The organism is Streptomyces sp. NPDC054847, assembly GCF_053610925.1.
This window is the reverse complement of sequence record NZ_JBSGZJ010000047.1, coordinates 1-26,894: the sequence shown is the minus strand read 5'-3', so window position 1 is coordinate 26,894 and position 26,894 is coordinate 1. Positions and strand designations below refer to the sequence as shown.

Annotated in this window: 24 protein-coding genes and 2 pseudogenes; 16 read left to right on the top strand and 10 right to left on the bottom strand. The window is 72.3% G+C overall.

Translation table 11 applies throughout. The annotated features are described in order from the left end of the window. Positions 1-1,188, bottom strand: a 1,188-nt coding sequence (locus ACWGH4_RS08450) for an MFS transporter (RefSeq protein ID WP_453457368.1), incomplete at its 3' end; no start/stop codon positions are given. 70 nt (positions 1,189-1,258) lie between these two features. Beyond that, positions 1,259-1,705 carry a MarR family winged helix-turn-helix transcriptional regulator gene (locus tag ACWGH4_RS08445; protein WP_453457365.1) on the bottom strand — a complete coding sequence of 149 codons (447 nt, stop codon included), beginning with the start codon at positions 1,703-1,705 and terminating at the stop codon, positions 1,259-1,261. Between the two features lie 130 nt (positions 1,706-1,835). On the opposite strand from ACWGH4_RS08445, the gene ACWGH4_RS08440 reads away from it, so the two are divergent. Next, entirely contained in the window at positions 1,836-2,018 is a 183-nt protein-coding gene (locus ACWGH4_RS08440) for a hypothetical protein (protein ID WP_005315906.1), read from the top strand. A 136-nt stretch (positions 2,019-2,154) separates the two neighbouring features. On the opposite strand, the gene ACWGH4_RS08435 is transcribed toward ACWGH4_RS08440, so the two are convergent. Beyond that, complete coding sequence (locus ACWGH4_RS08435; protein ID WP_441265178.1) at positions 2,155-3,609, bottom strand: solute carrier family 23 protein; 1,455 nt, start codon at positions 3,607-3,609, stop codon at positions 2,155-2,157. 206 nt (positions 3,610-3,815) lie between these two features. On the opposite strand from ACWGH4_RS08435, the gene ACWGH4_RS08430 reads away from it, so the two are divergent. The 5 genes from ACWGH4_RS08430 to ACWGH4_RS08410 all read left to right on the top strand — a co-directional run bounded on the left by ACWGH4_RS08430 (position 3,816) and on the right by ACWGH4_RS08410 (position 9,775). Continuing rightward, positions 3,816-4,115 (top strand): DUF2530 domain-containing protein, encoded by a 300-nt coding sequence (locus ACWGH4_RS08430; protein WP_453457361.1) that lies wholly within the window; start codon positions 3,816-3,818, stop codon positions 4,113-4,115. 87 nt (positions 4,116-4,202) lie between these two features. Next, positions 4,203-6,644: an HAD-IC family P-type ATPase gene (locus ACWGH4_RS08425; RefSeq protein ID WP_453457358.1), complete on the top strand. Its 2,442-nt coding sequence runs from the start codon at positions 4,203-4,205 to the stop codon at positions 6,642-6,644. A 112-nt stretch (positions 6,645-6,756) separates the two neighbouring features. Continuing rightward, positions 6,757-7,296, top strand: coding sequence for a GNAT family N-acetyltransferase (locus ACWGH4_RS08420; protein WP_453457355.1), 540 nt, complete (start codon positions 6,757-6,759; stop codon positions 7,294-7,296). Between the two features lie 221 nt (positions 7,297-7,517). Continuing rightward, positions 7,518-8,261: a hypothetical protein gene (locus ACWGH4_RS08415; RefSeq protein ID WP_453457352.1), complete on the top strand. Its 744-nt coding sequence runs from the start codon at positions 7,518-7,520 to the stop codon at positions 8,259-8,261. A gap of 206 nt (positions 8,262-8,467) precedes the next feature. Further along, positions 8,468-9,775, top strand: coding sequence for a phytase (locus tag ACWGH4_RS08410; RefSeq protein ID WP_453457349.1), 1,308 nt, complete (start codon positions 8,468-8,470; stop codon positions 9,773-9,775). Between the two features lie 52 nt (positions 9,776-9,827). Here ACWGH4_RS08410 and ACWGH4_RS08405 read toward each other — a convergent pair whose 3' ends face one another. Further along, the gene (locus tag ACWGH4_RS08405; protein WP_441265183.1) at positions 9,828-10,235 is read right to left on the bottom strand and encodes a VOC family protein; all 408 of its coding nucleotides are present in this window, start codon (positions 10,233-10,235) and stop codon (positions 9,828-9,830) included. 276 nt (positions 10,236-10,511) lie between these two features. On the opposite strand from ACWGH4_RS08405, the gene ACWGH4_RS08400 reads away from it, so the two are divergent. Next, entirely contained in the window at positions 10,512-11,111 is a 600-nt protein-coding gene (locus ACWGH4_RS08400) for a hypothetical protein (protein ID WP_453457345.1), read from the top strand. On the opposite strand, the gene ACWGH4_RS08395 is transcribed toward ACWGH4_RS08400, so the two are convergent. Next, a complete protein-coding gene (locus ACWGH4_RS08395) occupies positions 11,069-11,563 on the bottom strand; it encodes an ATP-binding protein (protein ID WP_453457342.1) in 495 nt (164 codons plus the stop codon). The genes ACWGH4_RS08400 and ACWGH4_RS08395 overlap by 43 nt on opposite strands. 193 nt (positions 11,564-11,756) lie before the next feature. Between ACWGH4_RS08395 and ACWGH4_RS08390 the strand changes: the two genes are divergently transcribed. From ACWGH4_RS08390 to ACWGH4_RS08370, 5 genes and pseudogenes are all read left to right on the top strand, one after another. Then, positions 11,757-12,671 (top strand): helix-turn-helix domain-containing protein, encoded by a 915-nt coding sequence (locus ACWGH4_RS08390; protein WP_453457371.1) that lies wholly within the window; start codon positions 11,757-11,759, stop codon positions 12,669-12,671. Next, positions 12,640-12,762 (top strand): annotated as a pseudogene (locus ACWGH4_RS08385) (DUF397 domain-containing protein); the annotation flags it as partial. The gene ACWGH4_RS08390 and the pseudogene ACWGH4_RS08385, both read left to right, overlap by 32 nt. A 273-nt stretch (positions 12,763-13,035) precedes the next feature. Continuing rightward, on the top strand, positions 13,036-14,007 hold the full coding sequence (locus tag ACWGH4_RS08380) for a hypothetical protein (RefSeq protein WP_453457339.1): 972 nt from the start codon (positions 13,036-13,038) through the stop codon (positions 14,005-14,007). 49 nt (positions 14,008-14,056) lie between these two features. Continuing rightward, entirely contained in the window at positions 14,057-14,329 is a 273-nt protein-coding gene (locus ACWGH4_RS08375) for a hypothetical protein (RefSeq protein ID WP_453457336.1), read from the top strand. Beyond that, the gene (locus ACWGH4_RS08370; RefSeq protein ID WP_453457333.1) at positions 14,326-14,718 is read left to right on the top strand and encodes a type II toxin-antitoxin system VapC family toxin; all 393 of its coding nucleotides are present in this window, start codon (positions 14,326-14,328) and stop codon (positions 14,716-14,718) included. The genes ACWGH4_RS08375 and ACWGH4_RS08370 overlap by 4 nt, the downstream gene beginning before the upstream one ends. Before the next feature lie 85 nt (positions 14,719-14,803). Here the strand turns inward: ACWGH4_RS08370 and ACWGH4_RS08365 are convergent, their stop codons facing one another. From ACWGH4_RS08365 to ACWGH4_RS08355, 3 genes are all read right to left on the bottom strand, one after another. Continuing rightward, positions 14,804-15,457 (bottom strand): class I SAM-dependent methyltransferase, encoded by a 654-nt coding sequence (locus tag ACWGH4_RS08365; protein WP_453457330.1) that lies wholly within the window; start codon positions 15,455-15,457, stop codon positions 14,804-14,806. A gap of 12 nt (positions 15,458-15,469) precedes the next feature. Beyond that, positions 15,470-16,552 carry a cation diffusion facilitator family transporter gene (locus tag ACWGH4_RS08360; RefSeq protein ID WP_441265189.1) on the bottom strand — a complete coding sequence of 361 codons (1,083 nt, stop codon included), beginning with the start codon at positions 16,550-16,552 and terminating at the stop codon, positions 15,470-15,472. A 113-nt stretch (positions 16,553-16,665) separates the two neighbouring features. Then, complete coding sequence (locus tag ACWGH4_RS08355) at positions 16,666-19,812, bottom strand: sacsin N-terminal ATP-binding-like domain-containing protein (protein ID WP_453457326.1); 3,147 nt, start codon at positions 19,810-19,812, stop codon at positions 16,666-16,668. Between the two features lie 472 nt (positions 19,813-20,284). Here ACWGH4_RS08355 and ACWGH4_RS08350 point away from each other — a divergent pair, with 472 nt between their 5' ends. Further along, the gene (locus tag ACWGH4_RS08350; protein WP_453457324.1) at positions 20,285-21,064 is read left to right on the top strand and encodes a CPBP family intramembrane glutamic endopeptidase; all 780 of its coding nucleotides are present in this window, start codon (positions 20,285-20,287) and stop codon (positions 21,062-21,064) included. A 34-nt stretch (positions 21,065-21,098) separates the two neighbouring features. On the opposite strand, the gene ACWGH4_RS08345 is transcribed toward ACWGH4_RS08350, so the two are convergent. Together ACWGH4_RS08345 and ACWGH4_RS08340 are read right to left on the bottom strand one after the other, a co-directional pair. After that, the gene (locus ACWGH4_RS08345) at positions 21,099-22,844 is read right to left on the bottom strand and encodes an alpha/beta hydrolase (RefSeq protein WP_453457321.1); all 1,746 of its coding nucleotides are present in this window, start codon (positions 22,842-22,844) and stop codon (positions 21,099-21,101) included. Positions 22,845-23,133: 289 nt separating this feature from the next. Then, on the bottom strand, positions 23,134-24,078 hold the full coding sequence (locus ACWGH4_RS08340) for a DUF3027 domain-containing protein (protein WP_441265191.1): 945 nt from the start codon (positions 24,076-24,078) through the stop codon (positions 23,134-23,136). Positions 24,079-24,569: 491 nt separating this feature from the next. Between ACWGH4_RS08340 and ACWGH4_RS08335 the strand changes: the two genes are divergently transcribed. The 3 genes and pseudogenes from ACWGH4_RS08335 to ACWGH4_RS08325 all read left to right on the top strand — a co-directional run. Then, the gene (locus tag ACWGH4_RS08335) at positions 24,570-25,922 is read left to right on the top strand and encodes an MFS transporter (RefSeq protein WP_453457317.1); all 1,353 of its coding nucleotides are present in this window, start codon (positions 24,570-24,572) and stop codon (positions 25,920-25,922) included. Between the two features lie 141 nt (positions 25,923-26,063). After that, a complete protein-coding gene (locus tag ACWGH4_RS08330; protein WP_441265193.1) occupies positions 26,064-26,543 on the top strand; it encodes a DUF2771 domain-containing protein in 480 nt (159 codons plus the stop codon). 21 nt (positions 26,544-26,564) lie between these two features. Continuing rightward, positions 26,565-26,894 (top strand): annotated as a pseudogene (locus ACWGH4_RS08325) (futalosine hydrolase); the annotation flags it as partial.

Sequence of the window (26,894 nt, the reverse complement as noted above, 5' to 3'; positions counted from 1 at the left end):
GGCGCCGTACGTGTCGGTGATCCAGCCGACGAGCGGCGCGCCCAGCGGCGTGCCGCCGGTGAAGACCATCATGAAGAGGCTCATCACGCGGCCCCGCATCAGCGGGTCCGTCGCCATCTGGATGCTCGAGTTGGCGGTCACGTTGACCGTCAGGCCGAACATGCCGATCGGGACCATCATCACCGCGAAGATCCAGAAGGCCGGGGCGAAGGCGGTCACGATCTCCAGCACTCCGAAGAGCACCGCGGCGCCGACGAGCAGCCGCAGCCGCGAGGTGCCGCGCCGGGCGGCGAGCAGCGCGCCGGCCAGGGAGCCGGCGGCCATCAGCGTGTTGAGCAGCCCGTATGTACCGGCGTCGCCGTGGAAGACGTCGTCGACGAACGCGGACAGCCAGATCGGGAAGTTGAAGCCGAAAGTGCCGATGAAGCCGACGAGGACGATCGGCCAGATCAGCTCGGGCCGGCCGGCGACGTACCGCAGGCCTTCGCGGAGCTGGCCCTTGCCGCGCGGGGCGCGCTCGACCTTGTGGAGTTCGGAGGCCCGCATCATCAGCAGTCCGGCGATGGGCGCGATGAAGGAGAGGCCGTTGAGCAGGAAGGCGTATCCGCTGCCGACGGCGGTGATCAGCACACCGGCCACGGCGGGTCCGACGAGGCGCGCGGACTGGAAGTTGGCCGAGTTGAGGGAGACGGCGTTGCGCAGCTGGTCGGGGCCGACCATCTCGGCGACGAACGACTGCCGGGCCGGGTTGTCGACGACGGTGACGAGGCCGAGCAGGAACGCCGTCAGGTAGACGTGCCAGACCTGGACGTGGCCGCTGAGCGTGAGCACGGCGAGCGCCAGGCCGGTGAGGCCCATCGCGGCCTGGGTGGCGAGCAGCAGCTGCCGCTTGGGCAGCCGGTCCGCGAGCACCCCGCCGTACAGGCCGAAGAGAAGCATGGGCAGGAACTGCAGCGCGATGGTGATGCCGACGGCGGACGCGGATCCGGTCAGGCTGAGCACCAGCCAGTCCTGGGCGATGCGCTGCATCCAGGTGCCGGTGTTGGACACGACCTGTCCGGTCGCGAAGAGCCGGTAGTTACGGATCTTCAGCGAGCTGAACATGCTCTGCTTGCGGTCGTGCCGGGTGGACGGTGTGTCGGGGTCGGTCGGTGCGGGGGCGGAGTCTGCTCCGGATCCCGTACTCAAAAGGGTTCGCCTCCTCAGGTGGCATTACGTGTAAAGCGTGCGGGTGGACGCGCTGCGCTTCCACCCGCGGTCATTGCATGTGTGCGAGCTTCTCCAGGACGGGGGCGGCTTCGCGCAGCTTCGCCCACTCCGCCTCGTCCAGACCTTCGGCGAGCGAGGCCAGCCAGGCGTTCCGCTTGCGGCGGGACTCCTCGAGCATGGTCTCCGCCTGTTCGGTCTGGCTGACCACCTTCTGCCGGCGGTCGTCGGGGTGCGGCTCGAGCCGGACGAGTCCCTTGGTCTCGAGCAGCGCCACGATGCGGGTCATCGACGGCGGCTGCACGTGTTCCTTGCGGGCCAGCTCACCGGGGGTGGCCGAACCGCAGCGGGCGAGTGTGCCGAGCACCGACATCTCGGTGGGGCTCAGCGATTCGTCGACGCGCTGGTGCTTCAGGCGGCGGCCCAGCCGCATGACGGCCGAGCGGAGCGAGTTCACGGCGGCGACGTCCGCGTCAGTACCGTGGGACAGGTCAGGCATGTTGTTAGCGTAACTCATTACTCTGGCTAAAGACCAGTGGGTTACGGGCCTTATAGATGTGTCACCCATATGAGTGAGAGACAGCCGGAAAGTGACGTCCTGGCGGCGGGAGTCCGGCGACCCTGACCGCATGAAATCGACTGTGCTCAGCCTGCGCATGGACGGTGAGCTGCTCGACCGGCTCCGGCAGCATGCGGCGAAACGACAAATGAGCGTCCAGGACTATGTGGTCCGGACGCTCATTCGCGACGACTTCGACGAGCGCTTCAAAGCGGCGGTCGACGAGACGGAGAAGTTCTACGGCGTCACGTGAGGGCCCCTTGAGGGCGACCCCGCCCGACGCCCCGCCGGACGGCCCCGCAGAAACGATCACGCGGCAGCCGTTCGGGTGGTCCGTCGGGCAAGGGCGGTCCGTCAAGCAGGGACGGCCCTCACGCGAGGGCGACCCGTCAGGTGAGACCGAGAGCCGGCATGGCGTAGTAGAAGACGAACACCGCCGACACCGCGTACATCGCCACGGGCACCTCGCGCCCGCGTCCGACGGCCAGGCGCAGCACGCTGAACGTGATGAAGCCGATGCCGATGCCGTGGGTGATCGAGTAGGTGAACGGCATCATCACCATCGCCAGGAACGCCGGCGCGGCGATCGTGAAGTCGCTCCAGTCGATGTCCTTGACCGAACCGGCCAGGATCAGGAAGCCGACCGCGACCAGCGCGGGCGTCGCCGCCTGGGACGGGACCATCGTGGCGAGCGGCGTGAGGAACAGCGCCAGCGAGAACAGCGCCCCGGTGACGACCGACGCGAGACCCGTACGGGCGCCTTCGCCGACGCCGGCCGTGGACTCCACGAAGCAGGTGTTGGCGGAGCAGGAGGCGCCACCGCCCGCGGCGACGGCGAGGCCGTCGACGACCAGGACCTTGTTGATGCCCGGGTAGTTGCCGTCCTTGTCCATGAGCTTCGCCTCGTCGCCGACGGCGAGGATGGTGCCCATCGCGTCGAAGAAGCAGGACAGCAGCACGGTGAAGACGAACAGGACGCCGGTCAGCAGGCCGACCTTCTCGAAGCCGCCGAACAGGCTGACCTGGCCGAGCAGGCCGAAGTCGGGCGTCGAGAGCGGATTGCCCGGCCATTCGGGCGTCGTCAGGCCCCAGGACTCGATGTCCGCCACGGCGTGGATGATCATCGCGAGCACCGTCATGACGACGATCGAGATGAGGATCGCGCCGGGCACCTTGCGGATGATCAGCGCGAGGGTGAGCAGCGTGCCGAGGGCGAAGACCAGGACCGGCCAGCCGAGCAGATGACCGCCGGTGCCCAGCTGGAGCGGGACGGTGGTGTGGGCGGCGTCCGGGATGCGGGTGATGAAGCCCGAGTCCACGAGCCCGATCAGCATGATGAACAGGCCGATACCGATCGCGATCGCCTTGCGCAGGCCGAGCGGGACGGCGTTCATCACGCGTTCGCGCAGGCCGGTGGCCACCAGCAGCATGACCACGACACCGGCGAGCACGACCATGCCCATCGCGTCCGCCCAGGCCATCTGGGGCGCGAGCTGGAGGGCGACGACCGTGTTGACGCCGAGGCCGGCGGCAAGCGCGATCGGGACGTTGCCGATGACGCCCATCAGGAGGGTCGAGAAGGCCGCGGTCACCACGGTGGCGGTGACCAGCTGGCCGCCGTCGAGCTGGTGGCCGTACATGTCCTTCGCGCTGCCGAGGATGATCGGGTTCAGCACGAGGATGTAGGCCATCGCGAAGAAGGTGGCGAATCCGCCCCGGACCTCGCGGGCGACCGTGGAGCCGCGTTCGGTGATCTTGAAGAAGCGGTCCAGACCGCCGGACGGCTGCGGGGGCGTGGACGGCAGGCCGGGAGACCCGACCTCGACGGTGGCCGTGGGGGGCATGCGGAAACCTCAGACGTACGCGAAGGGGGGCGACACGAGAAGGGCAGAGAAAACCGGCCAGACTTGGACGATCCAACGAAGGAATCCAGTCAGCCGGAATCAGTTTCAGTATGAACATATGAACGAAAGATCGCCACTCTCCGCGCGTAGACCCTTGTGGTTCCCGGCCCCTCAGCCGTCCCGCCCACCCCGCCTACACTGTGCGCATGGCGAAATGGACCCCCCGGCACGAGGCACCCGAACCCCTTGAGGGACCGATCGTCGCCACCATCACCGGCGGCACGATCCTGTGGTTCGTGATGTTCCTCGTCCAGGTCCCCTTCTACGGCTGGTTCGAAGACCGCGACCTGACCTGGTGGGTGTGGACCTGCCTGGCCGGCGCGGGCCTCGGGCTCATCGGCATCTGGTACGTACGCAGCCGGGAAGCCGCGATCAAGCGCGCCAGGACCTCCGACGCGGCCGGCGCCGCCGAGCACCCGGAACCGGGCGCCCCTCCTGCTCCGTAGTCCCCCAGGGGGATTCGTGTCCGACCGTGGTCCGATCTTCCGGCCGCCCGGGGGTGAACGGACCGGCCCGGCCGTAACGTCGGAACCATGACGCAGCGGGCGGACATGGGCCGCGGCCCCGAGCCGGAAGGACCCGTCATCGACGCGGGCGCAGAACTCGACCCCGTACACCCCCGGCGGCTACCGGGCGGCGGGCCGCCCGCTACCGGCCTGACGTCCGCGGAGGTGGCGGAACGGGTCGCACGGGGCGAGGTCAACGACGTACCCGTGCGCAGTTCGCGCTCCGCCGTCGACATCGTCCGCGCCAACGTCCTCACCCGCTTCAACGCCATCATCGGCGTCCTGTGGGTGATCATGTTCTTCGTCGCCCCGATCCAGGACAGCCTCTTCGGCTTCGTGATCGTCGCCAACACCGGCATCGGCATCATCCAGGAACTGCGCGCCAAAAAGACCCTGGACTCCCTCGCCGTCATCGGCGAGGCGAAACCGAGGGTGCGTCGGGACGGTGTCGCCGCCGCTGTCTCCACCTCCGAGATCGTCCTCGGCGACCTCGTCGAACTCGACCCCGGCGACAAGGTCGTCGTCGACGGCGAGATCGTGGAGGCCGACAACCTGGAGATCGACGAGTCGCTGCTGACCGGCGAGGCCGACCCCGTCCTCAAACAGCCCGGCGACCAGGTCATGTCCGGGAGCTTCGTGGTCGCGGGCGGCGGCGCGTTCACGGCCACGAAGGTCGGGCGCGAGGCGTACGCGGCACAGCTCGCGGAGGAGGCGTCCCGCTTCACGCTCGTCCACTCCGAGCTGCGCTCCGGCATCTCCACGATCCTCAAGTACGTGACGTGGATGATGGTCCCCACCGCGATCGGACTGATCATCAGCCAGCTGGTGGCGAAGGACAACAACTTCAAGGACTCGGTCGCGCGGACCGTCGGCGGCATCGTGCCGATGATCCCCGAGGGGCTCGTCCTCCTCACCTCCGTCGCCTTCGCGATCGGCGTCATCCGCCTGGGCCGCAAGCAGTGCCTGGTGCAGGAGCTCCCCGCCATCGAGGGCCTCGCCCGTGTCGACGTCGTCTGCCTCGACAAGACCGGCACCCTCACGGAGGGCGGCATGGACGTCACCGAACTGCGCACGCTGGACGGCGCGGACGAGCAGCACGTACGGGCGGTCCTGGGCGCGCTCGGAGCGTCCGACCCGCGGCCGAACGCCTCGCTCCAGGCCGTCATCGCGTCCTACCCGGACGGCGGGGAGCACCACTGCACCGCCGCGCTGCCCTTCTCCTCCGCCCGCAAGTACAGCGGCGCGACCTTCGCGGACGGCGACGGCGCGAGTACGACCTGGCTCCTCGGCGCGCCCGATGTACTGCTGCCGGCCGGCAACCCGTCCCTCGCCGAGGTCGACCAGCTCAACCGGGAGGGCCTGCGGGTGCTGCTCCTCGCGCGGGCGGAAGGCACCTTGGAAGCCCCGCAGGAGAAGTCGCCTGCCGCTCTGGTCGTGCTTGAGCAGCGTCTGCGCCCCGACGCCTCGGCGACCCTGCGCTACTTCGCCGACCAGGACGTGGCGGCGAAGGTCATCTCCGGCGACAACGCGGTCGCGGTCGGCGCGGTCGCGGCCAAGCTCGGCCTGCCCGGCGCCGGGGCGACGCTCGACGCGCGCAAGCTGCCGGCCGAGCGCGAGGCGATGGGCGCGGAACTGGACGGGGCAGCGGTCTTCGGCCGGGTCAGTCCGCAGCAGAAACGCGACATGGTCGGCGCGCTCCAGGCCCGCGGCCACACGGTCGCGATGACCGGCGACGGCGTCAACGACGTCCTCGCGCTGAAGGACGCGGACATCGGCGTGGCGATGGGGTCGGGCTCGGAGGCGACGAAGGCCGTCGCCCAGATCGTGCTGCTCAACAACAGCTTCGCGACGCTGCCTTCGGTGGTCGCGGAGGGCCGCCGGGTCATCGGCAACATCACCCGCGTCGCCACCCTCTTCCTGACGAAGACGGTGTACTCGGTGCTCCTGGCGATCCTCGTGGTCTGCAGCCAGGTCGAGTACCCGTTCCTGCCCCGGCATCTGACCCTGCTCTCCACCCTCACCATCGGTGTCCCGGCCTTCTTCCTCGCGCTCGCCCCCAACAAGGAGCGCGCCAAGCCCCACTTCGTCCGCAGGGTGATGCGCTACGCCGTACCGGCGGGCGTGATCGCGGCGGCGGCGACCTTCTGTGCGTATCTGCTGGCCCGCTCGCACTACTCGGGCCCGGCCTCGCTGGCCGCGGAGACGAGCGTGGCGACGCTGACCCTGTTCCTGGTCGCCATGTGGGTCCTCGCGATCATCGCCCGCCCCTACACGTGGTGGCGGATCGGCCTGGTGGCGACGATGGGACTGGGCTTCCTGCTGGTGCTGACGGTGCCGTGGCTCCAGGACTTCTTCGCGCTCAAGCTGGTCGGTACGACGATGCCGTGGACGGCCGTCGTGATCGCGGCGGTGGCGGCGGCGCTGCTGGAGCTGTCGTGGCGGGTGGTGGGGCGGCGCTTTCCCGCCTAGGGCCTGCGGCGGGCCGGCGTCGTGTCCGGGTGCACCGGGTCCGTCCCTTCGGCCGGCCGTTGACGTGCCTATTCGGTTGCCGCCCGCCGACGCGGTCGGACAAGAAGCCTGCATGCTGAAGGGCACCAAGGTCGGGCTGAGGGCCCGCCACGAGGACGACATCCCGGTCCTGCGGGCCGAACTCTACGACGTGGTCAACTCCTCGCGGGCCGAAGGCGGGCCGTGGCGGCCGATCACGCCCGGCTCGAAGGACCCGCGGCTCGTGGTGGACGACAAGGAGCAGGGGCACGTCCCCTTCTCCGTGGTGGAGCTGGACGGCGGCACGCTCCTCGGCACCGCGACGCTGTGGGGCATCGATAACCACAACCGGTCCGCGCACATCGGCCTCGGACTGCTCCCGTCCGCCCGCGGAAAGGGCTACGGCACCGACGTGGTCGCGGTGCTGTGCCACTACGGCTTCGTCGTGCGCGGCCTGCAGCGGCTGCAGATCGAGACGCTGGCGGACAACGCCGCGATGCTGCGCTCCGCCGAGCGCAACGGCTTCGTCCGCGAGGGCGTACTGCGCTCCTCGGCCTGGGTGTTGGGCGAGTTCCTCGACGAGGCGCTGCTCGGGCTCCTCGTCGAGGACTGGAAGCCGGAATCGACGGCATAGGCCGCCGCCCGGCGCCGTTTTGGTCAGCGCCCCGTCCGGATGGGACGGCGTCGAAGAGGAGGGCGGCCGGGTAGCAAGAGCAACCCGTCACAGAGACACGTCCCGGCCGTCCTGCCTCACTGAGCGCCGGTGGATGTCGGGTCGAAGGTTGAGTGCGTCGGCGCACCCGATTGAGTACGCGTACTCAAGGGCGGCGGGCGGCTCGGCCGAAAACTGTGCGCATGACACACACCCCCGCCCTCGCCGACTCTCCCGCCCCGACCGGCTCGACCGGCTCGACGGTCCGCTCGCCGCGCCGCCTGCGGCTCAGCCTCGTCGTGACGGTCGTCGCCGCCACTCTGGCGCTCACCGCCTGCGGCACCGAGAGACCGGGTGCCGACGGCTCCCGCAGCAAGCCCGCCGGAGCCGTCGGCGCCCGGGCCACCGAGTCACCGGCCGCCCACGATCCGCAGGTGGCTTTCGCGGAGATGCTGGAGACGGTCGCGCAGCCGTGTTCCGCGGAAACCCCGTCGTCCGGGGAGGAGTCGGCCGCTCCGGCGGAGACGCCGGCGACCGGCCCGGCGAAGACGCCCAGGACCGACCCGCCGGAGCCGGCGGATCCGGCGGGGACGCCGTGGCAGGACGGTGACGACCCGGCGGCTCCCACGACGGGTCCGGGAGTGGACATGAGCGCTGCCGAGTGGTGCGCGGGCCACCTCCACGTCGAGCGGGTCACCCACGCGCTCATGGGGCTGGCCGATCCCACCCCCGCCAAGGTCAGGAAGGTCCTGAACGGTCTCGGCTACATCGACGAGCGCATCCACGGCCTCGAGCAGTCCGGCCCGGTCACGCGGTTCTTCGTCGACCTGCGGGTCGCGGGTGGCTCGCTCTGCCTGAAGGGATCGGCGGCCGGAGAGAGCACCGACATCGAGTTCTTCGGAGCTTCCGGTACCGGCCCGTTCACGCCGGTGAAGCGGAAGCAGTGACCGCGGCCCGACGCGCGCGCGGAAACGGTACGGCGGCGCCCACCGCCGCCCCCGGTGGGCGCCCAGGCGGCCCAGCCGCCCCCGGTCCGTGTCGGCTCGCCCGAATTCACCTGCGCGTCATACGGCCATCACGCATTGCCCACCGGGTGCAACGAGGGTCCACTACGACGAGCGAAGCGTCATGTACTCGACATAGAGGAGCTCATGTGACCCCGCGCCGCCCCCGCCGCACCGCCGCTCTCGTGGCAGGCACGGCCCTCGCGGCCGTCGCCGCGACCGTGCCCGCCACGGCACACCCGCACGGCCGGGCCGAAGCCCTGCCCGCCGTCCAGCCGCGGGCGGAGACGGCCACGCTCTACGACGACGAGGCGGGCGGCAACGCCAACGCCGACGACCCCGCGATCTGGCGCAACGCCGCCGACCCGGGCCGCAGCCTCGTCGTCGCCACGGCGAAGGAGGGCGGCCTGCGGGTCTACGACCTCGACGCACGGCAGGTCCAGTCGATCGCGGCACCCGCCCCGGCCACGGAGGACGACGCCCCCGGACGCTTCAACAACGTCGATCTTCTCCAGGGCCTCCGGCTCGGGACGGGCCGGGCGGACCTCGCCGTCGTCAGTGACCGCGGCAACGACCGGCTGCGCTTCTACCGCATCGACCGCGACCGCCCCGGCGGCCCGCTGACCGATGTCACCGATCCCGCGGCCGCGCCCGTGTTCTCGTCCGGCCAGGACGAGATCAACGAGCAGGCGACCGCATACGGCCTGGCCACTTGGACCGACCGGTCGACGGGCCGCTCCTACGCCCTGGCCAGCCGCCGCAACCGGACGGGCATCGCCCTGCTGGAGATCACCGCCCGCCCCGACGGCACGGTCGGCTACCACAGGATCCGCACCGTCGAACTGCCCTCCGTCTTCCGGCTCCCCGACGGCACGTCCTGGTCCCCGTGCGGCGAGCCCGGTGAACTGCCCCAGGTGGAGGGCATGGTCGTCGACCCGGCGAACGGCATGCTCTACGCGGGCCAGGAGCGCGTGGGCGTCTGGCGGATGCCCGCCGACCTCACCGGCAGGCCCGTCCTCGTCGACAAGGTCCGCGAGTACGGCGTCCCCGGCACGTACGACGAGGAGACCGAGGAGTGCACGCCCGGCGCCGACCCCGGTTACGGCGGCACCCGGCTGGCGGCCGACGTCGAAGGGCTCGCCCTGCTCACCGAGCCGGACGGCGACGGCTATGTGATCGCCTCCGGCCAGGGCGACAACACCTTCGCCCTCTACGACCGCGAGGTCGGCGACAAGAACGAGTACGAGGGCGGCTTCCGGATCACCGCCGCCTCCGCCACCCTCGACGGCTCCGAGGAGTGCGACGGCGCGGCCGTGCTGAACGCCCCGCTCGGCCACCGGTACCCGAACGGTCTGCTCGTCGTCCAGGACGGCCACGACACCCCCGGGGACGGGGACCGCGAGGCGACCAACTTCAAGTTCGTCGACCTGGCCGACGTCCTCGACACCGTCGACTGAGCCCGCTACGCGCGGGGGCGGCCGGACGCCGCCCCCGCGCGTGCCGCGTCCGCTACGGCCGGGCGTAGGGCCGGGTCATGATCTCCATGTTGTGGCCGCTCGGGTCGTCGAAGTACGCGCCGCGACCACCGAACAGCCGGTTGATCGCGCCCGGTTCGGTGTGGCTCGGGTCTGCGTAGTACGTGACACCGACCGCCTCCAGGCGGGCGATCATCGTGTCGAACTGCTCGTCGGGCACGAGGAACGCGTAGTGCTGCGGCTGGATCGGCTCGTCGGCGAGCTCGTAGTAGTCGAGCGTGACGCCGTTGCCGAGGTCCACGGGCAGGAACGGCCCGAACGGGGCGGCGACTTCGACGCCCAGGATCGCGGCGATGAACTCGGCCGACAGGCGGCGGTCCTTGGCGTACACGGCGGTGTGGTTCAGCTGGACGGATGTGACGGGCGGTTGCTGCTGAGGCATGGTGGGGCGACTCTCCAAGTCTTGGTTCCTCAAGGGACATGTCAGAGAAGGAGAGACAGCGGCGGGCCCCTGGCCCGCCCCGCGCTCACGCCGAGGCCGGGTGCCTCACTCGTGCGTGGCCCATGGCCGACCCGGCAGTCACACGGCCGAGCCTAGCCGCCGGCCCGGCCCGGCGCACCCGCGTAAGTAGGCGTACTCATGACAACGCCGCCCACAGGGCGGAAGGATCGACGGACCGCGTACGCCCGCCCCTCCCCTGACCGCCGGAGTGCCCAGGTGAAACGTCTCGCCCCCACCGTCACCGGCGTTGCCGCCGTGCTGCTGTCGCTGCCTCTCGTCACCGGCTGCGGAACCGTCGTCGGCGACGACCCGGGCGCCACTGCGACGCCTGAAACGTCGAGCGCCCCGGCCATCGACTACGAAGCGCGGGCCAAGGCGGCGAAGGCCGCGCACGACCGGAGGTTCCCGGAGGTGGCGAAGATCTGCGCCGACGCGCCGGCGAAGCCGTCCGAGGAACCGACTCCTTCCGAGGCGCCCACCGACCCGTGGTCCCGCAAGGTCGCGGAGAACCACGCCTACAAGGCACAGGCGCGCCTGGACACCGACGCCCGCTGCCGGGGCGACGCCCACGCCCGCCGGATCACCGCCGGTCTGGCGGGCGTACACGACGAGAAGGCGCTGCGCTCCGCACTCGGCCGTCTCGGCTATCCGCCGGAGACGGTGGAGGTGTACGAAACAGGCGTCGCCCCGGGGTTCACGTTCAGCATCCCGGACGCCGGTCCGTGCATCACCGGCACTCTGGCCGACCCGGCGGAGGCGGAGGCGCACGGGCACTACGTCGAGGGCGGCTGCAGGGAGCCCAAGGGCGGGCACTGAGCCGCCACTTCGGCCCAGACGGTCTTCCCGGCGGGGTGGCGCGGCTCCACGCCCCAGCGGTCGGCGAGTACGTCCACCAGAACCAGCCCCCGGCCCGACACGTCGTCGGCGGCCGGGGTTCGCACGTCGGTCGGCGGATGCACCGAGGACGCGTCCGAGACCTCGACGCGCACCCGCCGTGCGTCCAGCGTCATCCGGAGCCGGAAGTCCCGTCCCGGCACGCGCCCGTGCCGTACGGCGTTCCCGGCCAGCTCCGCCACCAGCAGGGCGACGGTGCAGGAGAGGTCGGAGCCGGCGGGGTGACCCCACTCGGCCAGGTGCCGCACGGCGACCCGCCGGGCCAGCCGCGCGCCCCGGGGCGTCGAGCCGAACAGCGCCGCGAACCGGCCTTCCGTGCGCGGTCCTTCGTCCGCCGCCCGCTGGTGGTCCGGGCCTTCGCCCGGCGTCGTCATGGTCCTCAGCACTGTGTCGCCCGTCCCGTTTCGCCGCTTACTCGATGCACGACCCGTGCGTGTACGGACCGTGACGTTCCGTGTTCAAGAGTCGTCGCGCGGCTCTACGCTCGGAAGGGCATGCAGCCTTACACCGCAAGCCGTAAGGAACGGAAGTAAGCCCATGGCCAAAGCAATTGAGCCCGAGGAGTCGATGGCCGCGCTCTTCGGCTGCCGGGTCCGCCGACTGCGCACGGCCGCCGGTCTGACGCAGGAACAACTGGGCGCGAAGACCCATGTGGTCAGCACTCGCATCACACAGGTCGAGCGGGCCTCCGGCGCCCGTCCGACGCTGGAGCTCGCGCGGGCGCTCGACGCGGCGCTCGGAGCGGACGGGCTGCTGGTCGACCTGTGGCCGCACGTCTACCGGGAGTCGTTCCCTGACTGGTCGCGGACGTTCATGGCGTACTCGGCGCGGGCCGAGGCCATCCGTGAGTACACCGCGCACGTCGTGCCGGGTCTCCTGCAGACGGAGGAGTACGCCCGGGCCGTGCTGAGCGTCGGCCTGTCCCACCGGGACGAGCAGCACCTGGAGGAGCGGCTGGCCGCCCGGCTGGAGCGGCAGAAGCGGCTCGGCTCGCCGGACCGCCCGGAGCTGCTGGTGATCCTCGACGAGACGGTGCTGCGGAAGCGGATCGGCGGGGACGACGTCATGCGACGGCAGCTCGCGCGTCTGCTGGAGGCCGCCGCCGAGCCGCACATCACGGTGCAGGTCCTGCCGTTCGACGAAGGCGCGCACGACGTGCTGGGCGGCTCGCTGACCGTGCTGACCCTGGCGGACGGATCCGAAGTCGCCTACACGGAAGGCGCGGACCACGGTCAGCTCTTCGAAGACCGGCCGGATGTGCGGCGTTTCGCGGTGGCCTACGATCGGCTGCGGGCAGCGGCCCTGCCCCCGCGCAGGTCGCTCACCATGATCCGATCCGCGATGGAGGAGGACTACCGTGACCCCGAACTCCCTTCCCGGTCCGCGCGACGCCGCCTGGCGCAAGAGCAGCTACAGCAATCAGGAGGGCGGCAACTGCGTCGAGGTCGCCGACGGAATCCCCGGCGTGGTTCCGGTGCGTGACAGCAAGGCCCCGCACCGTCCCGCGCTCACCTTCGCCGCCGCGTCCTGGGCCGCGTTCATAGGCGAGTTGAAGGCCGCCGACCGGGCCTGAGCCGAACGGGACCCGGTGCGTACGCCGGTCTTCCCGGCCCGCCGGGACCTCGCCCGCGAGGGGTCGGTGGGCCACGAACTCCCCCGAAGAACCTGAGGGAAAGAACCACCTGCCCACCCTCCCCTCCCCGCATCACCCGGACGGGTGACCGGCTTGCGGGGGCGGGAAGTTGGCCGTTACGTTCGCGGCAACAACCTCAGACATATGACGGCCCCCGGCCGGGACGGCAATCCCGATCGAGGGCCTCACCACCCAGGAAGAAGCCCCTTCCCGATGGCTGAACGGCAGTCTAACGCGCCCCTGCGCGCCCCCGCCGGAGCTCCGATCTCCGGCGTCATCCACGTCCGCACCCGGCTCGCCGGTGACTTCACGGTGATCGCCAACGCCCTGCTCCAGCGCCGGGGCAGCGCGGTCACGGTCGGCGTCGCGGGCTACATCCTGTCGCTGCCGGACGGCGCGCCCGTACGCATCGACGCGCTGTGCGAGCACTTCACCGAGGGCGAGATCCTCATCTCCCGGGCCCTGCGGGAGCTGGAGGCGGACGGCTATCTCGAGCGGCGCCGTGAGCGCGGCCCGAGCGGCCGGCTCCGCACCCGGACGTTCTTCCACGACGTGCCACCCGTGCCACCCGTGCCACCGGGCGACGACCCGAAGCCTCCGCGGCCGCGCCCCCACAGGCCCGAGCCCTCCCCGCCGCAACAGCCCGCACCCGGACCCCGGCCGGAGTCGCGGCCCGGGCCCGAGCCGCATCGCGCACCGGATCGCGAGCCGGACCCGGCGGCCGTCGCGGAGAGCGCCACCACGGAACCGGGCCCCGCCGCCCCGGAGCCCACCGGCGCGGAACCGGGACCTGCCGCGGGCCCGGCTGCGAACCCCGCGCTCGACCCCCGCGCCTCGGTGATCCTGGCCTCACTGCGCATCTTGGACCGCAGGCTGATCCTTTCCCGGCGCGAGGCGGACCGGCTCGCCCCGGCGGTCACCCAGTGGCTCGACCACGGCGTCGGCCCCGAGGACATCACCGCCCACCTCACCACCCGCCTGCCGGAACCCTTGCGGGCCCGCCCGGCCCGCATCCTCGCCTACCGCCTCCGCGAACTCCCCCCACCCCTCCCCGACCGGCCCCCGGCCCCCGCCGTCCTCCCCTGGCAGACCTGCGACGGCGGCTGCGAACGCGCCTTCCGCGCGGCCGAACCGGGGCGCTGCCGCGACTGCCCACCGGCCGTGGGCCTGGCGGCGGCGTGCTGACCCGCGCCTACCCCTGCTGAATAACAAAGGAATTGTTAAAATGTCCCTCATGGCGACTGAAGCTGCTCCCGGCGAGGGTCCGGTCAGGCCCGTCTCCGTGTCCCTCCATGAGGGGACGATCGCGGCTCTGAAGGCGCGCACCGGCAAGCGCGGAATGTCCGCGTACGTCGAGGCGCTCATCCAGCGGCAGCTGGAAAGGGACCGCCTGCGCGAGCTGATCGAGGACGCGGAAAGTGAGCACGGACCGGTCGACCAGGCCGAGGTGGACGCGAAGCGAGCGATTCTGCGGGGCGAATCCGACGATTCGACGAACACCCTGTGAGCGGCACCCTTGTCCTGGATTGCGAGGGACTCTCCAAGCTGGTGGGACGGGACCCCACCCTCACCGCATGGCTGGTCGCGGCAGAGGCCGACGATCTCCGTGTCGTCACCAGCTCGGTCACTCTCGTCGAAGCACGTGACCCGAAGGTCGGCCAAGCCCGCTTCGACTTCGCCGTCTCACGCGTGAACGTCGTCCCGCCCACCGAGGCAGTCGCGCGTCGAGCGAGCAAGCTGCTCGCCGCGGCCGGTGTGCATGGTCACAAGTACGCGCTCGACGCCATCGTCGCCGCGACCGCCCTCGCCTCACCGTCGCCCGTCACCGTGCTGACTTCGGACCCCGAGGACCTGCTCATGCTGTGCGGCGGCCTCGCCCGCGTGGTCAGGATCTGACGCGCGGTCCCCTTCGGCGGCGGAGCCGTGTCCGTGGGCCCCTCGGTCCGACCGCCCGCGGCCCGGCTCCGGGCCCCCGGCGCCGTCAGACGCGGGCGATCAACGCGTAACGCTCGTCCGTCACCGGGCCGCCCCACAAGGCCGGGTCGCCGCTGAGAGGTTCGACGCGCAGGTCGGTCACGAGAGGGCGGACGGCGGCCGACAGGTCGGCGGCCGTGACGCCGCCGTGCCAGGGCAGGGCCTCCGCGCCCGCCACGTACTCCACGCCGGCCTGACCGGACTCGCGCCAGCGGCCTTCGACGAGGATCAGCGTGCCGCCGGGGCGGATGCGGGCCGTCCAGTCGGCGAGGGCGGCTTCGGGGTCGGGCAGGGTCCACACGAGGTGGCGGGAGAGCAGGGCGTCGAACCGCTCGTCGCCGGTGGGCGGTGCCGCCGCGTCGCCCACCAGGAAACGGGCCGGGAGACCGGCGGCGGAGAGCTTGGCCCGGGCCTGGTCGACCATCCGGGGCGAGAGGTCGACCCCGGTGACCCGGTGCCCGGCCTCCGCGACCAGCGCGGACAGCGAGCCCGTGCCGCACCCGACGTCCAGCACGGACGACGGGTCCGACGGGAGCCAGGCGGTGAGCAGTCGGGACCAGGCGGCGCGGGTCCCGGCGGATCGCAGGCCGTGGTCGGGCTCGGCGTCGAAGTCGGCGGCGGCTGCATCCCAGTACGCGGTGATCGCTGCGGAGTCGGTCATCCGCCGATCCTTTCAGCCGGCACTGACAATGCCGTGGTGGGCGAGCGCCGCATGTGGATCGCCCTCGACGGGACGGTGGTCGATGTGGACGGTGGCCGCCGTCAGCCGGGGTACGGCGTGGATCAGCGCGTGCTCGGCCGCGACGGCCAGCGAATGCGCCTGGACGACGGTCAGTTGCGGGTCGACCACGATGTCGGCCTCCGCCCGCAGCGCGTGTCCGATCCACCGCATCCGCACCTGCCCGGTGTCCAGCACGCCCTCCACGCCGCGCAGCGCGGTCTCCGCCGTCCCGACGAGGGCCGGGTCGACCGAGTCCATCAGACGCCGGCAGACCTCGCGGGCGGCGTCCTTCAGGACCAGCAGGATGGCGGCGGTGATCAGCAGACCGACGACCGGATCGGCCCACCGGAGGCCCAGCGCGGCGCCGCCCGCGCCCAACAGGACGGCCAGCGAGGTGAATCCGTCCGTACGGGCGTGCAGACCGTCCGCGACGAGCGCGGCGGAGCCGATCCGCCGGCCGGTGCGGATACGGTAGCGGGCGACCCACTCGTTGCCCGCGAAACCGACCAGCGCCGCCGCCGAGACCGCCCACAAGTGCGTGATGTCGCGAGGGTTCAGCAGCCGGTCGACGGCCATCCAGGCGGCGACGACCGCCGACGCCGCGATGGCGGCCACGATGACGATGCCCGCCAGGTCCTCGGCCCGCCCGTAGCCGTACGTGAAGCGGCGGTTCGCCGCGCGTCTGCCCAGCATGAAGGCGATGCCGAGCGGGACGGCGGTCAGCGCGTCGGCGGCGTTGTGGACCGTGTCGCCGAGCAGCGCCACCGACCCGGACAGGGCGACGATGACGGCCTGGACGACAGTCGTCGCTCCCAGAACGACGAGCGAGATCCACAGCGTGCGCATCCCGTCGCGGGACGTCTCCATCGCCGCGTCGACCTTGTCACCGGACTCGTGGCTGTGCGGCCGGAGGAGGTGAGCGAGACGGTGCCGCGCCCCGCCGCGCACAGGACCGTGGTCGTGACCGCCGTGGTGCTCGTGATCGCCGCCGTGGTGGTGGTGCCCGTTCGGATGAGTGTGCCGAATCCCCGCCATGGCACCCACCGTCGCACAGGAATCGCCTTGCGGCTACAGCCGTCATACGCCCTGTGACCAGGTGCGATTCCCTCGCAAGTACGCGCGGACAGCACCTGGCCCCCGGCGGCGGACTACGCGTCGAACCAGCGGTCCCGCGCCAGCTCCTCCGTACGGGACGGGTCCTCCAGCAGCGCCGCGACCTCGAAGCGGCGGGGCCACTGGCCCGCCGCCCAGGCGAGACCGGCCGCCACGCCTTCCAGCGTCGCGGCGTGCAGCACGCCGTCGGGGGTGCGGCGCCAGTCGAGTTCGGTGCCGCCCGCGACCAGCTCCTCGTGCTCGATGTACGAGTCGGGCGTCGCCGGGCCCAGCAGGATGCGGACGGACTCCGGGACCTCGTGCTCCTCGCCCTCCGTCGTGACGTCCGCGTCCACCGTCTCGCTCAGGCGCCTGACCTGGAACAGGTCCGCCAGGTCGGCCGCGCGCGTCGGCGCCACCGGGAGCAGGGGCAGACCGGCGCACAGCGGCAGCAGGTCAGGGGTGTCCGCGACGAACGCGTCGGCGGCGTCCACCACACGTACCTCTCCGTCCACCACCGCGCGCAGCTCGTCGGGGAGCGTGACCTGGTCGGGGTCCAGTTCCGCGAGCGCCGTGTAGAGCCCGTGCAGCTGTCGGCCGGTCACCTCACGGTCGGGATCGGCCAGCCGGGACAGCAGCTCCGCCGCGCCGCCCGGCTCGTCCAGCAGCGCCGCGACGGAGGTGCGGACGCCGAGGGCGTGCAGCACCTGCGCGTCGGCGAAGCCCGTCGTGTCGGCCGACTCGTACAGGCCCTCCAGCAGCGGGTCCGCGCCCGACGCGCGCAGACCGGCGGGGCGGCGGCCGTCCAGCACCGGATGGTCGCGCAGCCACCACGCCGTGTACGGGCGCACGGTCTCCGTCGTGCCGTCCGGCAGCAGGATCCGTACGGACTGGGTGAGCGCGTCCCGCAGCGGCGGCTGGGCCAGCAGTGCGAGCGCCTGCGGCCAGCGGTCGTCGTCCACCAGGTCCAGGTCGCGCACGGCGACGATCTCCGTGGCGACCGGCGGCACGGGCGTGTCCGGCAGCCGGTCGAGGACGTCCTCTGCCCACACGTCCACCGCGTCGAGCAGGCCCGCGTCGTCGGGCTCGGCGAAGTCGCCTTCGCGCGGCTCGAGTTCATCCGGGTCGAGGACGACGTCGGTGGCGCGCACCAGGGCGAAGTTCGCGAGGACGCCGCAGGCGGCGAGGGGCTGTTCGCCCCACCGCTCGGCCAGCTCGGCGTCGCACAGGGCGAGTTCGCCCTCGCGCATCACCGACGCGAACGGGCTGCCCGGCAGGACCAGTTCGCCGGCCGGAGCCGGTTCGCCGTCCTCGTCGGGCAGGGCGAGCGCGCCGAGCCACGGCTCGTCGCCCGGCTCCAGTTCCGCGTCGCGGACCAGCGCGAGCACCGTCTCGGCGAGTTCCTCGGCGTCGAGCGTGTCGGCATCCTCGTCCCACACCTCGCCCTCGTCGAGTGAGGCCGCCACCGCCGCGCGCACCTGCGGCGTCCGCAGAACGGCGCGCGGCGTCGCGGGCAGCGCCCCCAGCTTCTCCAGCAACGGGTGGGCGGCGTCCGGGTGGACGACCTTCAGGCCGAGGCGGGCCAGGTCGGCCGGGGTGTCCGCGAGCGGAAGCAGCGTCTGGCGCGGGCCGATGGTGGTGCGCGAGTCGGCGAGCGGGACGGGCAGACCCGACAGGCGGTCCGGGTCGACGCCGGCGAGGCTGTCGTAGAGGCGGTGCCACCAGGCCGGTTCGCGTTCCAGGCCGGCCAGCCGGTCGATCGCCTCCGTCAGCGGCACCCGTGCCACGCCCAGCGTGCGCAGCTCCACCCGGCGCTCGAGGCCGGCGGGCAGCAGCGTCGGCATGACCTCCGCCAGGACGCGCACCGTGTCCGTGCCCGCGCCCTCCAGCACCTCCGCCTCGATGGGCCGCAGACCACCGGTGGTCACCCGGTCCGGCAGTCCGGTGTCCTCGTCGGACACGTCACGCGGGACCGCCGCCTCGAGGAACGCGGTACGCGGCAGGCGCCGCAGGATCGCCGCCCGCAGCGCGCCGTCGAGTTCGCCCTTTCCGAGCGGGCCGGGCACGAGGTCGATGAGGCCGATGGTCACCGGCTGCCAGCCGCCGAGCAGTTCGGCGTACGCGTCCGCCGCGCGCTCCACCAGGAAGTCGGTGAGCGGCCCGCGGGCCGGGTGGCGGCGGGTCGTGTCCAGCGGCAGCGACGCGATGAGCAGCGCGGGCACGCCCAGCGGCTCGTCGGTCGGCGTCGGCGCGTGCACCACGGGCGCGGTGAGCGGCCGGGCGGGCGCGCCCTCGTCGTCGACGGGTACGGCCCAGGTGACGGTCCAGTGCGGCCGCAGCCGCTCCTCGACCGGCCGGTCCGCCAGCAGCGCCGGCTCGATCGCCCCGCCGTGGCTGACGACCCGCCATCGGCGCTCGCCGTGGACGCTGTCCTCGACGCGGACATACGGCTCCTGCTCGTAACGCTTCAACACCCGCGTCGAGTCGGGGGTTTCGATGACGATCTCGGCGAGGCCGGGCAGCGTGAGCAGCAGCGCGTCGTCGATGCCGGCGAGCAGACGCTCGACGAGGTCCACGGCGGCGCCGTCGCGCAGCGGCAGCACGACGACCGTGTCGTAGCCCTCCGGTGCGGTGCCCTCCGCGGGCAGCGGGAGCCGCAGCAGCGGTACATGGCCGTCCCTGCGGCGCAGTTCGTCCCCGAGGCCGGGGCTGGCCTGGGCGGCCCGGCCCGCCAGCTCCCTGGCCTCCGCCAGGGACCAGCGCACGCCGCCGTGACGGCCGATGACGGCCGGCTCGTCACTGACCGCGAGGACAGCGGCGAAACCGACGCCGAACCGGCCGACGGCCGCCTCGTGGCCCTCACGCTTCGCGGAGGCCCGCAGGGTGCTGAGCGACTCGACACCGGTGGCGTCCAGCGGGGCGCCGGTGTTCGCGGCGGCGAACACGGCGGGCTCGCCGTCCGCGCCGGCGGGCCGCAGGTTCAGCCGCAGCCGGCCGGGGACACCGGCACGGGCCGCGGCGTCGGCGGCGTTCTGCGCCAGTTCGACGACGAGGCGGTCCCGGTAGCCGCCGAGGGCGAGGTCCTCCTCGGCGTTGGCGTCCTCCCGGAAGCGGGCGGGGCTCGCGCCCCACGCGTCGAGCACGCCGCGCCGCAGCCGCGCCGTCCCGAACGGGTCGGCCCACTCGGTCGTCCTGACGCTCACGCTGTGCTCCACTCTCTTACGGCTCCCGGGCGCGGGGCCGGCCACGCCGGCCTGCTGCGACTCCTGATGCGCCCGAAGGTACCGCGTACCGGCGCGGGGTGCGGCCCGCGCCCACCGCCCGCCGCGACGCACCGGGCGTGTCCCCCTTCCCCGCCGGCCCCACACCTTCCGACGCACCGCCTGAACCCCCGGCCGCCACCACCGCCGGCACGCCGCTTCGGGCGGGCCCCCGTCCACTGGTCCGCGGGCCCGGAGACGGGACACCCCCCGGGCGCCACCGCAAACTGATCGCCGAAGTCGGCAGGCCGGAGTGCGGGACCGATGCGGCGGAATCCAGGCACCGCGGCATCCGACTGTGCCTCTCCGACATACCGCGCCGGCAGCGAGCGCCCTGGGGAGGTGCCCGGTAGCGTCAGGCCGAGGGGAGGGCGACACGAACCCCGCCGGAGCGAGCAACCGAAGGACAGATCTGGTGCCTTGTCGCGGCCCCGATGACGATGCCGAGCGGCGCGAGGGACGAGGGCGCCGCACCGTCAGCAGCGCGCTGCGGACCCGATGCCGGGGACCCATCGGCACCTGGCCGGCCTCGGGACTCATCGTCGCTGTTCTCGTCGCCGCCAACGTGGCCATGCACCGCTGGAGCGGCCTGCTCGACCTGACGACGGCACTCCTTGTGAGCGTCCTGCTGCTCGGTGTGCTCCGCTGGGCCGGCGGTACCTGGGCGGACGCGGGCCTGGCACCCGGCACACTGGCCCGCGGCTGCCGCTGGGCACTGGTTTTGATGGGCGTGGTCGGCGCCGTCTACGTGGCCGGAGCGCTGTTGCCGGCCACCCGCTCGCTGTTCGAGGACCGGCTCTACGAGGGGATGAGCGCGACCGAGTTGACGGCACGTGTTCTCGTGCTGGTCCCCGTCGGCACCGTCCTCGTGGAGGAGGTCGCCTTCCGCGGTGTGCTCTACGGTCTGTTGTGCCGCGCACGGGGGGCGGTCCGGGCGACCACCGTGTCGAGTTTGCTGTTCGGGCTGTGGCACGTGCTGCCGTCACTGGCGACGGCGAAACCTGCTCTCACGACCGTCTTCGGCACCTCCGTGCTCGGTGCCGCCCTGGCGGTCGCGGCGACCGTCCTGTTCACGGCGGCGGCGGGAGTCCTGTTCTGCGAACTGCGTCGCCGCAGCGGCAGTCTGCTGGCACCCATGGGACTGCACTGGGCGGTCAACGCGTTCGGCTACGTGGCGGGGTTCCTGCTGCGCTGACCGCGCCTCGGCGACGGCCCCGTGGCGGCCCGGCTCAGTCTTCCTGCCCGACGATGTCCTTCAGCCGGTCCAGATCCGCTGCCGTGAATCCGGTCGGCCGCATCACGGCGTTCCAGCCGTCGACGTACGCGGCTTTGTACGTGTGGCCGTGGCCGTCCGGAACACCTGTGGCGAACGGCAGGTCGGCGGTGACCTGCCAGAAGGTCACGAACGGCATCCAGACCATCGCCTCGAGCACGTCGTCTCCGGGTGCCTCGCCGATCCATTCAGGTTCGGAGAGGGCAAGGCCGGGACTCCACCAGACGATCGGATCGGAAGAGTTCATGAGGTAGAGCACTCTCGTGCCCTCCCATGATGCGTCCGTCGGCGGGATCCCGGCGGCCGGGTCGTCGGTGAACCGGACGGTCCGCCCGTCTTTGTAGACGGGCTCGATCTCCGGGCTCCCCTCTTGGCGCTGATCGCTGAATTCGCGGAACAGGGTGTTGAAGTTGGGTGGACCGGCGAACAGCGTGCCGGCGGTGCGGTTGCGCAGGTCGTACTCCCCGCTGAAGGCCGTCTCCCCGCCGAACGATCCGAGGCTCTCGCCTGCCACGAAGAGCCGCGGACGCTGGTCCTGGGGGAGCTTGGACCAGACGTCGTAGACCGCGTCGAACAGCTCGCGGCCGGCCTCACGCGCCTTGGACTGATCGACGAGATAGGACAACCACGACGGCAGGTACGAATACTGCATCGCCACGGTCGCCGAGTCACCGCTGCCGAGGTATTCGAACGAGTCCACCGCGGCGGGATCGACCCAGCCGCTGCCCGTGGTGGTCATCACGAGCAGGTTCTCGCGCTCGAAGCCGCCCGCCCGCCGGAGGTCCGCGACGGCTCGCTCGGCCCGGGTCTCCGTGTCGCCGGAGGTCGTCAGCCCCGCGTAGACCCGGACGGGCTCCTGCGCCGCGCTGTGGGTGAACGCGCCGATGTCCCGGGCCGACGGTCCGCTGCCGGTGAAGACCCTGCCCTGTCTGCCCAGCGAGTCCCACGGCACGAGGGAACCGGGCCCACCCGAGCGCAGGGCCGAAGTCGGCTGGTGCACGCCCTCCGGGGTCTCCGTGTCACGCAGCGAGAACGCCTCGTTGGCCGCGTTCACGAATCCCCCCAGCAGCACGCCGCTGAACACGGACCACGCGAGTCCCGCCACCAGGACCCAGCCGACCACCCGCGCCGCACGCGGGCCGACCCAGCGCCCGAGCAGGCGGGCGGCCCAGTGGTACAGGCGCCGGAGCCCTCGCCCGGCCATCAGCAGGAGGCAGAAGACGACGGCGGCGACGAACGGGCAGGCGACGGTGGCGACGACGTTGTAGTCGGTGACCCCCATGATCCCGCGGATCTGGTACTGCCAGTACTGTCCGAGGCCGAACGCGAGGCCGAACAGCACGATCGCGCATACGCCCAGGACGAGCCATGACCGGCGGGACGGGATCCGTCGGTCCCGGTCGGCGAAAGCGCGCCATACGTAGGCCGCGACCACGCCGAGCCCGTATCCGATGGCCGCGCTGATGCCGCAGACCAGACCTTGGAGTACACCTCCGCGGGGAAGCAGCGACGGCGTGAAGGACAGGCACGCCAGGAGAAGTGCGCCCCAGCAGCCGGGCAGCGTGACGCGGAGCAGCCGACGGAGCTTCCGGGACCGGGAGGGCGATGCGACCCGGCCTTCGTCCTCCCGGCCGTTGTCCTTGCGCGAGGGCGGCACGTCCGACGGAGAAGACGGCGAAGACGCCGGCGGCTCATGAGTCATGTCTGGCCTCCGGGGCAATCGTCGCAAGGTCCGACCTGCCGTGCCATCCGGACCAGGAGGCCGGAATCCCGGCTTCGCCGACTCGGCTCAGGGCGCGGGCGATGCGATGTGGTGGGAGGCGGTCCGTCAGACGGCGCAGAGTCTGTCCGGCCCCACTGATGGGCAGTGAAACGGGCGACGGCCAGGCCCACCTGCCGTCGTGGCCCTGGAAGAGACGGCGGGCCCCCGCTCCGCTCTCCTGACGGTGGTCGGTGCCGGAGAAGCAGAGAGGGGGCCCTGGTCCCGTTCGCTAGGAGTGGCCGAGGTCGTCCGACGTGCCGTCGGGCTCCTCCGGGACGGAGCCGCCATCGCGGGGCGGACGCAGCGGGAACTCGTCCGCCGCCATGGAGTCGAAGACCGGCGGCGGCGGTGTCGGCGGCTTCGGCATCACCGCGGCCTCCGAGTGGCCACCGCAGCCGTACGCCAGCGAGACCACCCGGCCGTCGGCCGGCGAGAACTCGTTCGCGCAGATGCCGAACGCCTGCCGCAGCGAGCCCGCGATCGGGACCAGGAAGCCGCAGGAGACGCAGGACGCCGGGGCAGCCTGTGCCATGGGCGTCTTCGCGCCGTAGGACTCCTCCCAGCGGTCGGCCGCCGCGTAGAGCCCGTACCGGGACAGCACGCGCGCACGGCGCATGCCCAGCTCCTCGGCGAGCGCCGCGATCTGGCCACGGCCGCTGTTGGTCGTGGACTCGATCGCCGGCCTGCGGTCGGTGAACTCCGCGTCCTCCGCCTCGGCCAGTTCGACCAGGTCGTGCGTCGGGGGGTGCTCCGCGAGGACCGAGTTCGGCGGCGGCTCGTCCTCGCCGCTGTAGCCGGGCTCGAGGCGGAGATCCTCGGCCTCGGTCGGCAGCAGGTCGCCGGGGCCCATGTCGCCGGGCCGCAGCCGCTCGCTCCACGGGACCCACTCCGGCGCCAGGAGCGCGTCGGGGCCGGGGAGCAGGACGGTTTCGTCAAGGGTGACGTTCTTCGCCCGTGAGGCGCGGGTGACGGTCACGGCCCAGCGCCAGCCGCGGTAGCCGGGCTCCTGGCACTCGAAGAAGTGCGTGACGACCCGGTCCCCCTCGGAGACGAGCGACACATGCTCTCCGACCACCCCGGGCGCCGCGGCCTCCTCGGCCGCCTCCCTGGCGAGGTCTACCGCCTCGGCGCACAGGCGGTCGGGGGTACGGCTTCGCGTCGTCGCAGCACTCACTAGTCTCGCTTCTCTCCTACGCCGTCTCACGGATGCGCTCGGCCGATGACGAGGTACGGGGCGGCGCACGGAGCGGACCAGAGGGCCGCATCGACGTCCACACGCCCGGACCGTCCTGATCCCGGGCACACCTAACGTCATCCATTCTGCGGGATGCCGAAGAGGCGCGCGGCCGAGAACAACCGCCGGTGGCGCGCTACGCACGCTACCCCTTCCTTCGCCCGCAGCCCACCTGCCCGTCCCAACCCGGGCCGAACCGGCCCCGGCGAAAGGGCCGCCGCGACCGGCACGAACGGTGCGGTAACCGGGCAGGAAGGGGGCGGGGAACAGGTCGGGGACCGCGGGAACCGGGCGGCGGCCCGGCACGGACCGGTCACATATCCACGCGGGAGCACCGCGGGAACACCCCCAGAACTCCGCAAGGAGAAAACACGCCGCACCGCGGGCGGGGATCCGGTTCGGGGCAGCCGGGCTTGGGGCACTATGACGGGGTGGCAGCCGCAAGGTCGTCCGAAGGAGACGGCCCGGCCCGCAGGGCGGGCCGGGCGGTCGGCCGTGCCTTGCACCTTCCGTTCACCGGCACCGCCCGCGGCATCCGCAGGGCGACGCACGCGCACGGCGCCGGCGAATCGGGCCTCGGGAAGCTGATCGAGCTGCACGCCGTGAACGGCGCGGGCGACGTCATGATCACCGTCGCGCTGGCGTCCACGGTCTTCTTCTCCGTCCCGACCGACGAGGCACGCGGCCGGGTCGCGCTGTACCTGGCCGTCACGATGGCGCCCTTCGTCCTGCTCGCTCCCGTGATCGGCCCCCTCCTCGACCGCCTCCCGCACGGCCGGCGCGCGGCCATGGCGGGCGCGATGCTCGCACGCGCGCTGCTGGCGCTGATGATGTCCGGCGCGGTCGCGACGGGCGGCCTGGAGCTGTATCCCGCGGCGCTCGGCGTGCTGGTGTCGTCGAAGGCGTACGGGGTGGTCCGCAGTGCCGTCGTGCCACGGCTGCTGCCACCGAAGTTCGCGCTGGTGAAGGCGAATTCCCGGGTGACACTGGCAGGTCTGCTGGCCACGGGCGCCGCGGCGCCGATCGGTGTGGGACTCCAGCAGATCGGCCCGCAGTGGCCGCTGTACGGGGCGTGCGCGCTGTTCGTCCTCGGCACGTACTGGGCCTTCACGATGCCGCCCAAGGTCGACTCGGCGAAGGGCGAGACGCCCGTGCGCATGCTCGCGCACGGCGAGAAGAGGCCGACGCTGCGGACGGTCGGCCCGTCGGTGCTGCACGGCCTCCAGGCGAACGCGGCCCATCGCGCGCTGTCCGGGTTCCTGATCTTCTTCCTGGCGTTCCTGCTGCGCGAGCATCCGCTCGCCGGGCAGTCGGCCGCGGTCTCGCTGGGAATGGTGGGCGTCGCCGCCGGCGTGGGCAACGCGCTCGGCACGGCGATCGGCGCCTGGCTCAAGGCCCGCGCACCGGAGGCGATCATCGTCACGATGCTGGCTCTGGTGCTGGCCGCGGCCGTCATGGCGGCCGTGTTCTTCAGCACGGGCATGGTGGCGGTCCTCGGCGCGACGGCCGGGCTGTCCCAGGCGCTGTCGAAGCTGTCCTTGGACGCGGTGATCCAGCGTGACGTGCCGGAACAGGTCCGCACATCGACGTTCGCCAGGTCGGAGACGCTGCTTCAGATGGCGTGGGTGGTGGGCGGCGCGATCGGCATCGTGCTGCCGCTGAACGGCGTGGTGGGCATGTCGGTGGCCGCGTGCATCGTCGCGGTGGGAGCCGTCTCCGCGGGACGCGGACTGCTCGGCGCGGCCCGTCACCGCGAGGCCACGCCGAAGGCCCGGGTGGCTTAGCTCCGGGCCCCGCAGGCGCCCCGCCGGCCGTGCGACGTGCGGTCACGGGTACCTCCCGCGGCGTAACCGGGGCGCGCTTCGGGCCGCCGCGCCGCGCACCCCCGCGCGGCAGGGCGAAGCGCGCCCGATAGCCTTCGGCTCATGACCGTTGCGTTCTTCTCGGGCAAGCGCCGCCGGGCCGCTGCCGCTCTCGGTGCCGTCTCCGCCGGGCTCCTCGTCCTTTCCGCCTGCGACAAGCCGACGCCGCTCGTCACGGTGACCATCGGTTCGGACTCCGTCCACGCGGAGGCCGCCTGCTACAACGACGGCGAGGCGATCAAGGAGTCCGAGATCCAGGGCTGCCTGACCAAGAAGCCGTCAAAGACCATCAAGGTCGCCATGGACGACCAGGTCCGCATGGGCGTCGACCCGGAGATCGCGGACAACGGCTGGACCCTGCTGTTCGGCGCGCAGCCGGTGGAGCAGGAGCCCTTCAAGAAGACGTACCGGACGATCCCCGGCAACGCCTTCTTCTCCTCCGCGACCGGCGAGCCGACGACCAAGACGGCCGTCAGCGTCATGGAGACCAAGGGCCAGAAGGTCGTCGGCATCTGGAACTTCCAGTTCGAGAAGGAGTCCTGACCGGGACCGGAGGGTGACACCGTGCGTGTGCTTGTCGTGACCGCGGTGGCGGCGGAGGCCGCCGCCGTCGTCGCGGACGCCGGTCCTCCGGATGCCGCCGCCGTGCCGCTCCCGGGCGGCTACGCGCTGACGCGCACCCCCGACTACGACGTGCTCGTCGGCGGGGTCGGCCCCGCCGCTGCCGCCGCGTCGACCGCGACCGCCCTGGCCGTGGCCCGCACGCCGTACGGTCTCGTCGTCTCCGCCGGGATCGGCGGCGGCTTCCCGCCGCACGCGCCCGTCGGATCGCTCGTCGTCTCCGACGCCGTCGTCGCCGCCGACCTGGGCGCCGACACGCCGGACGGCTTCCTG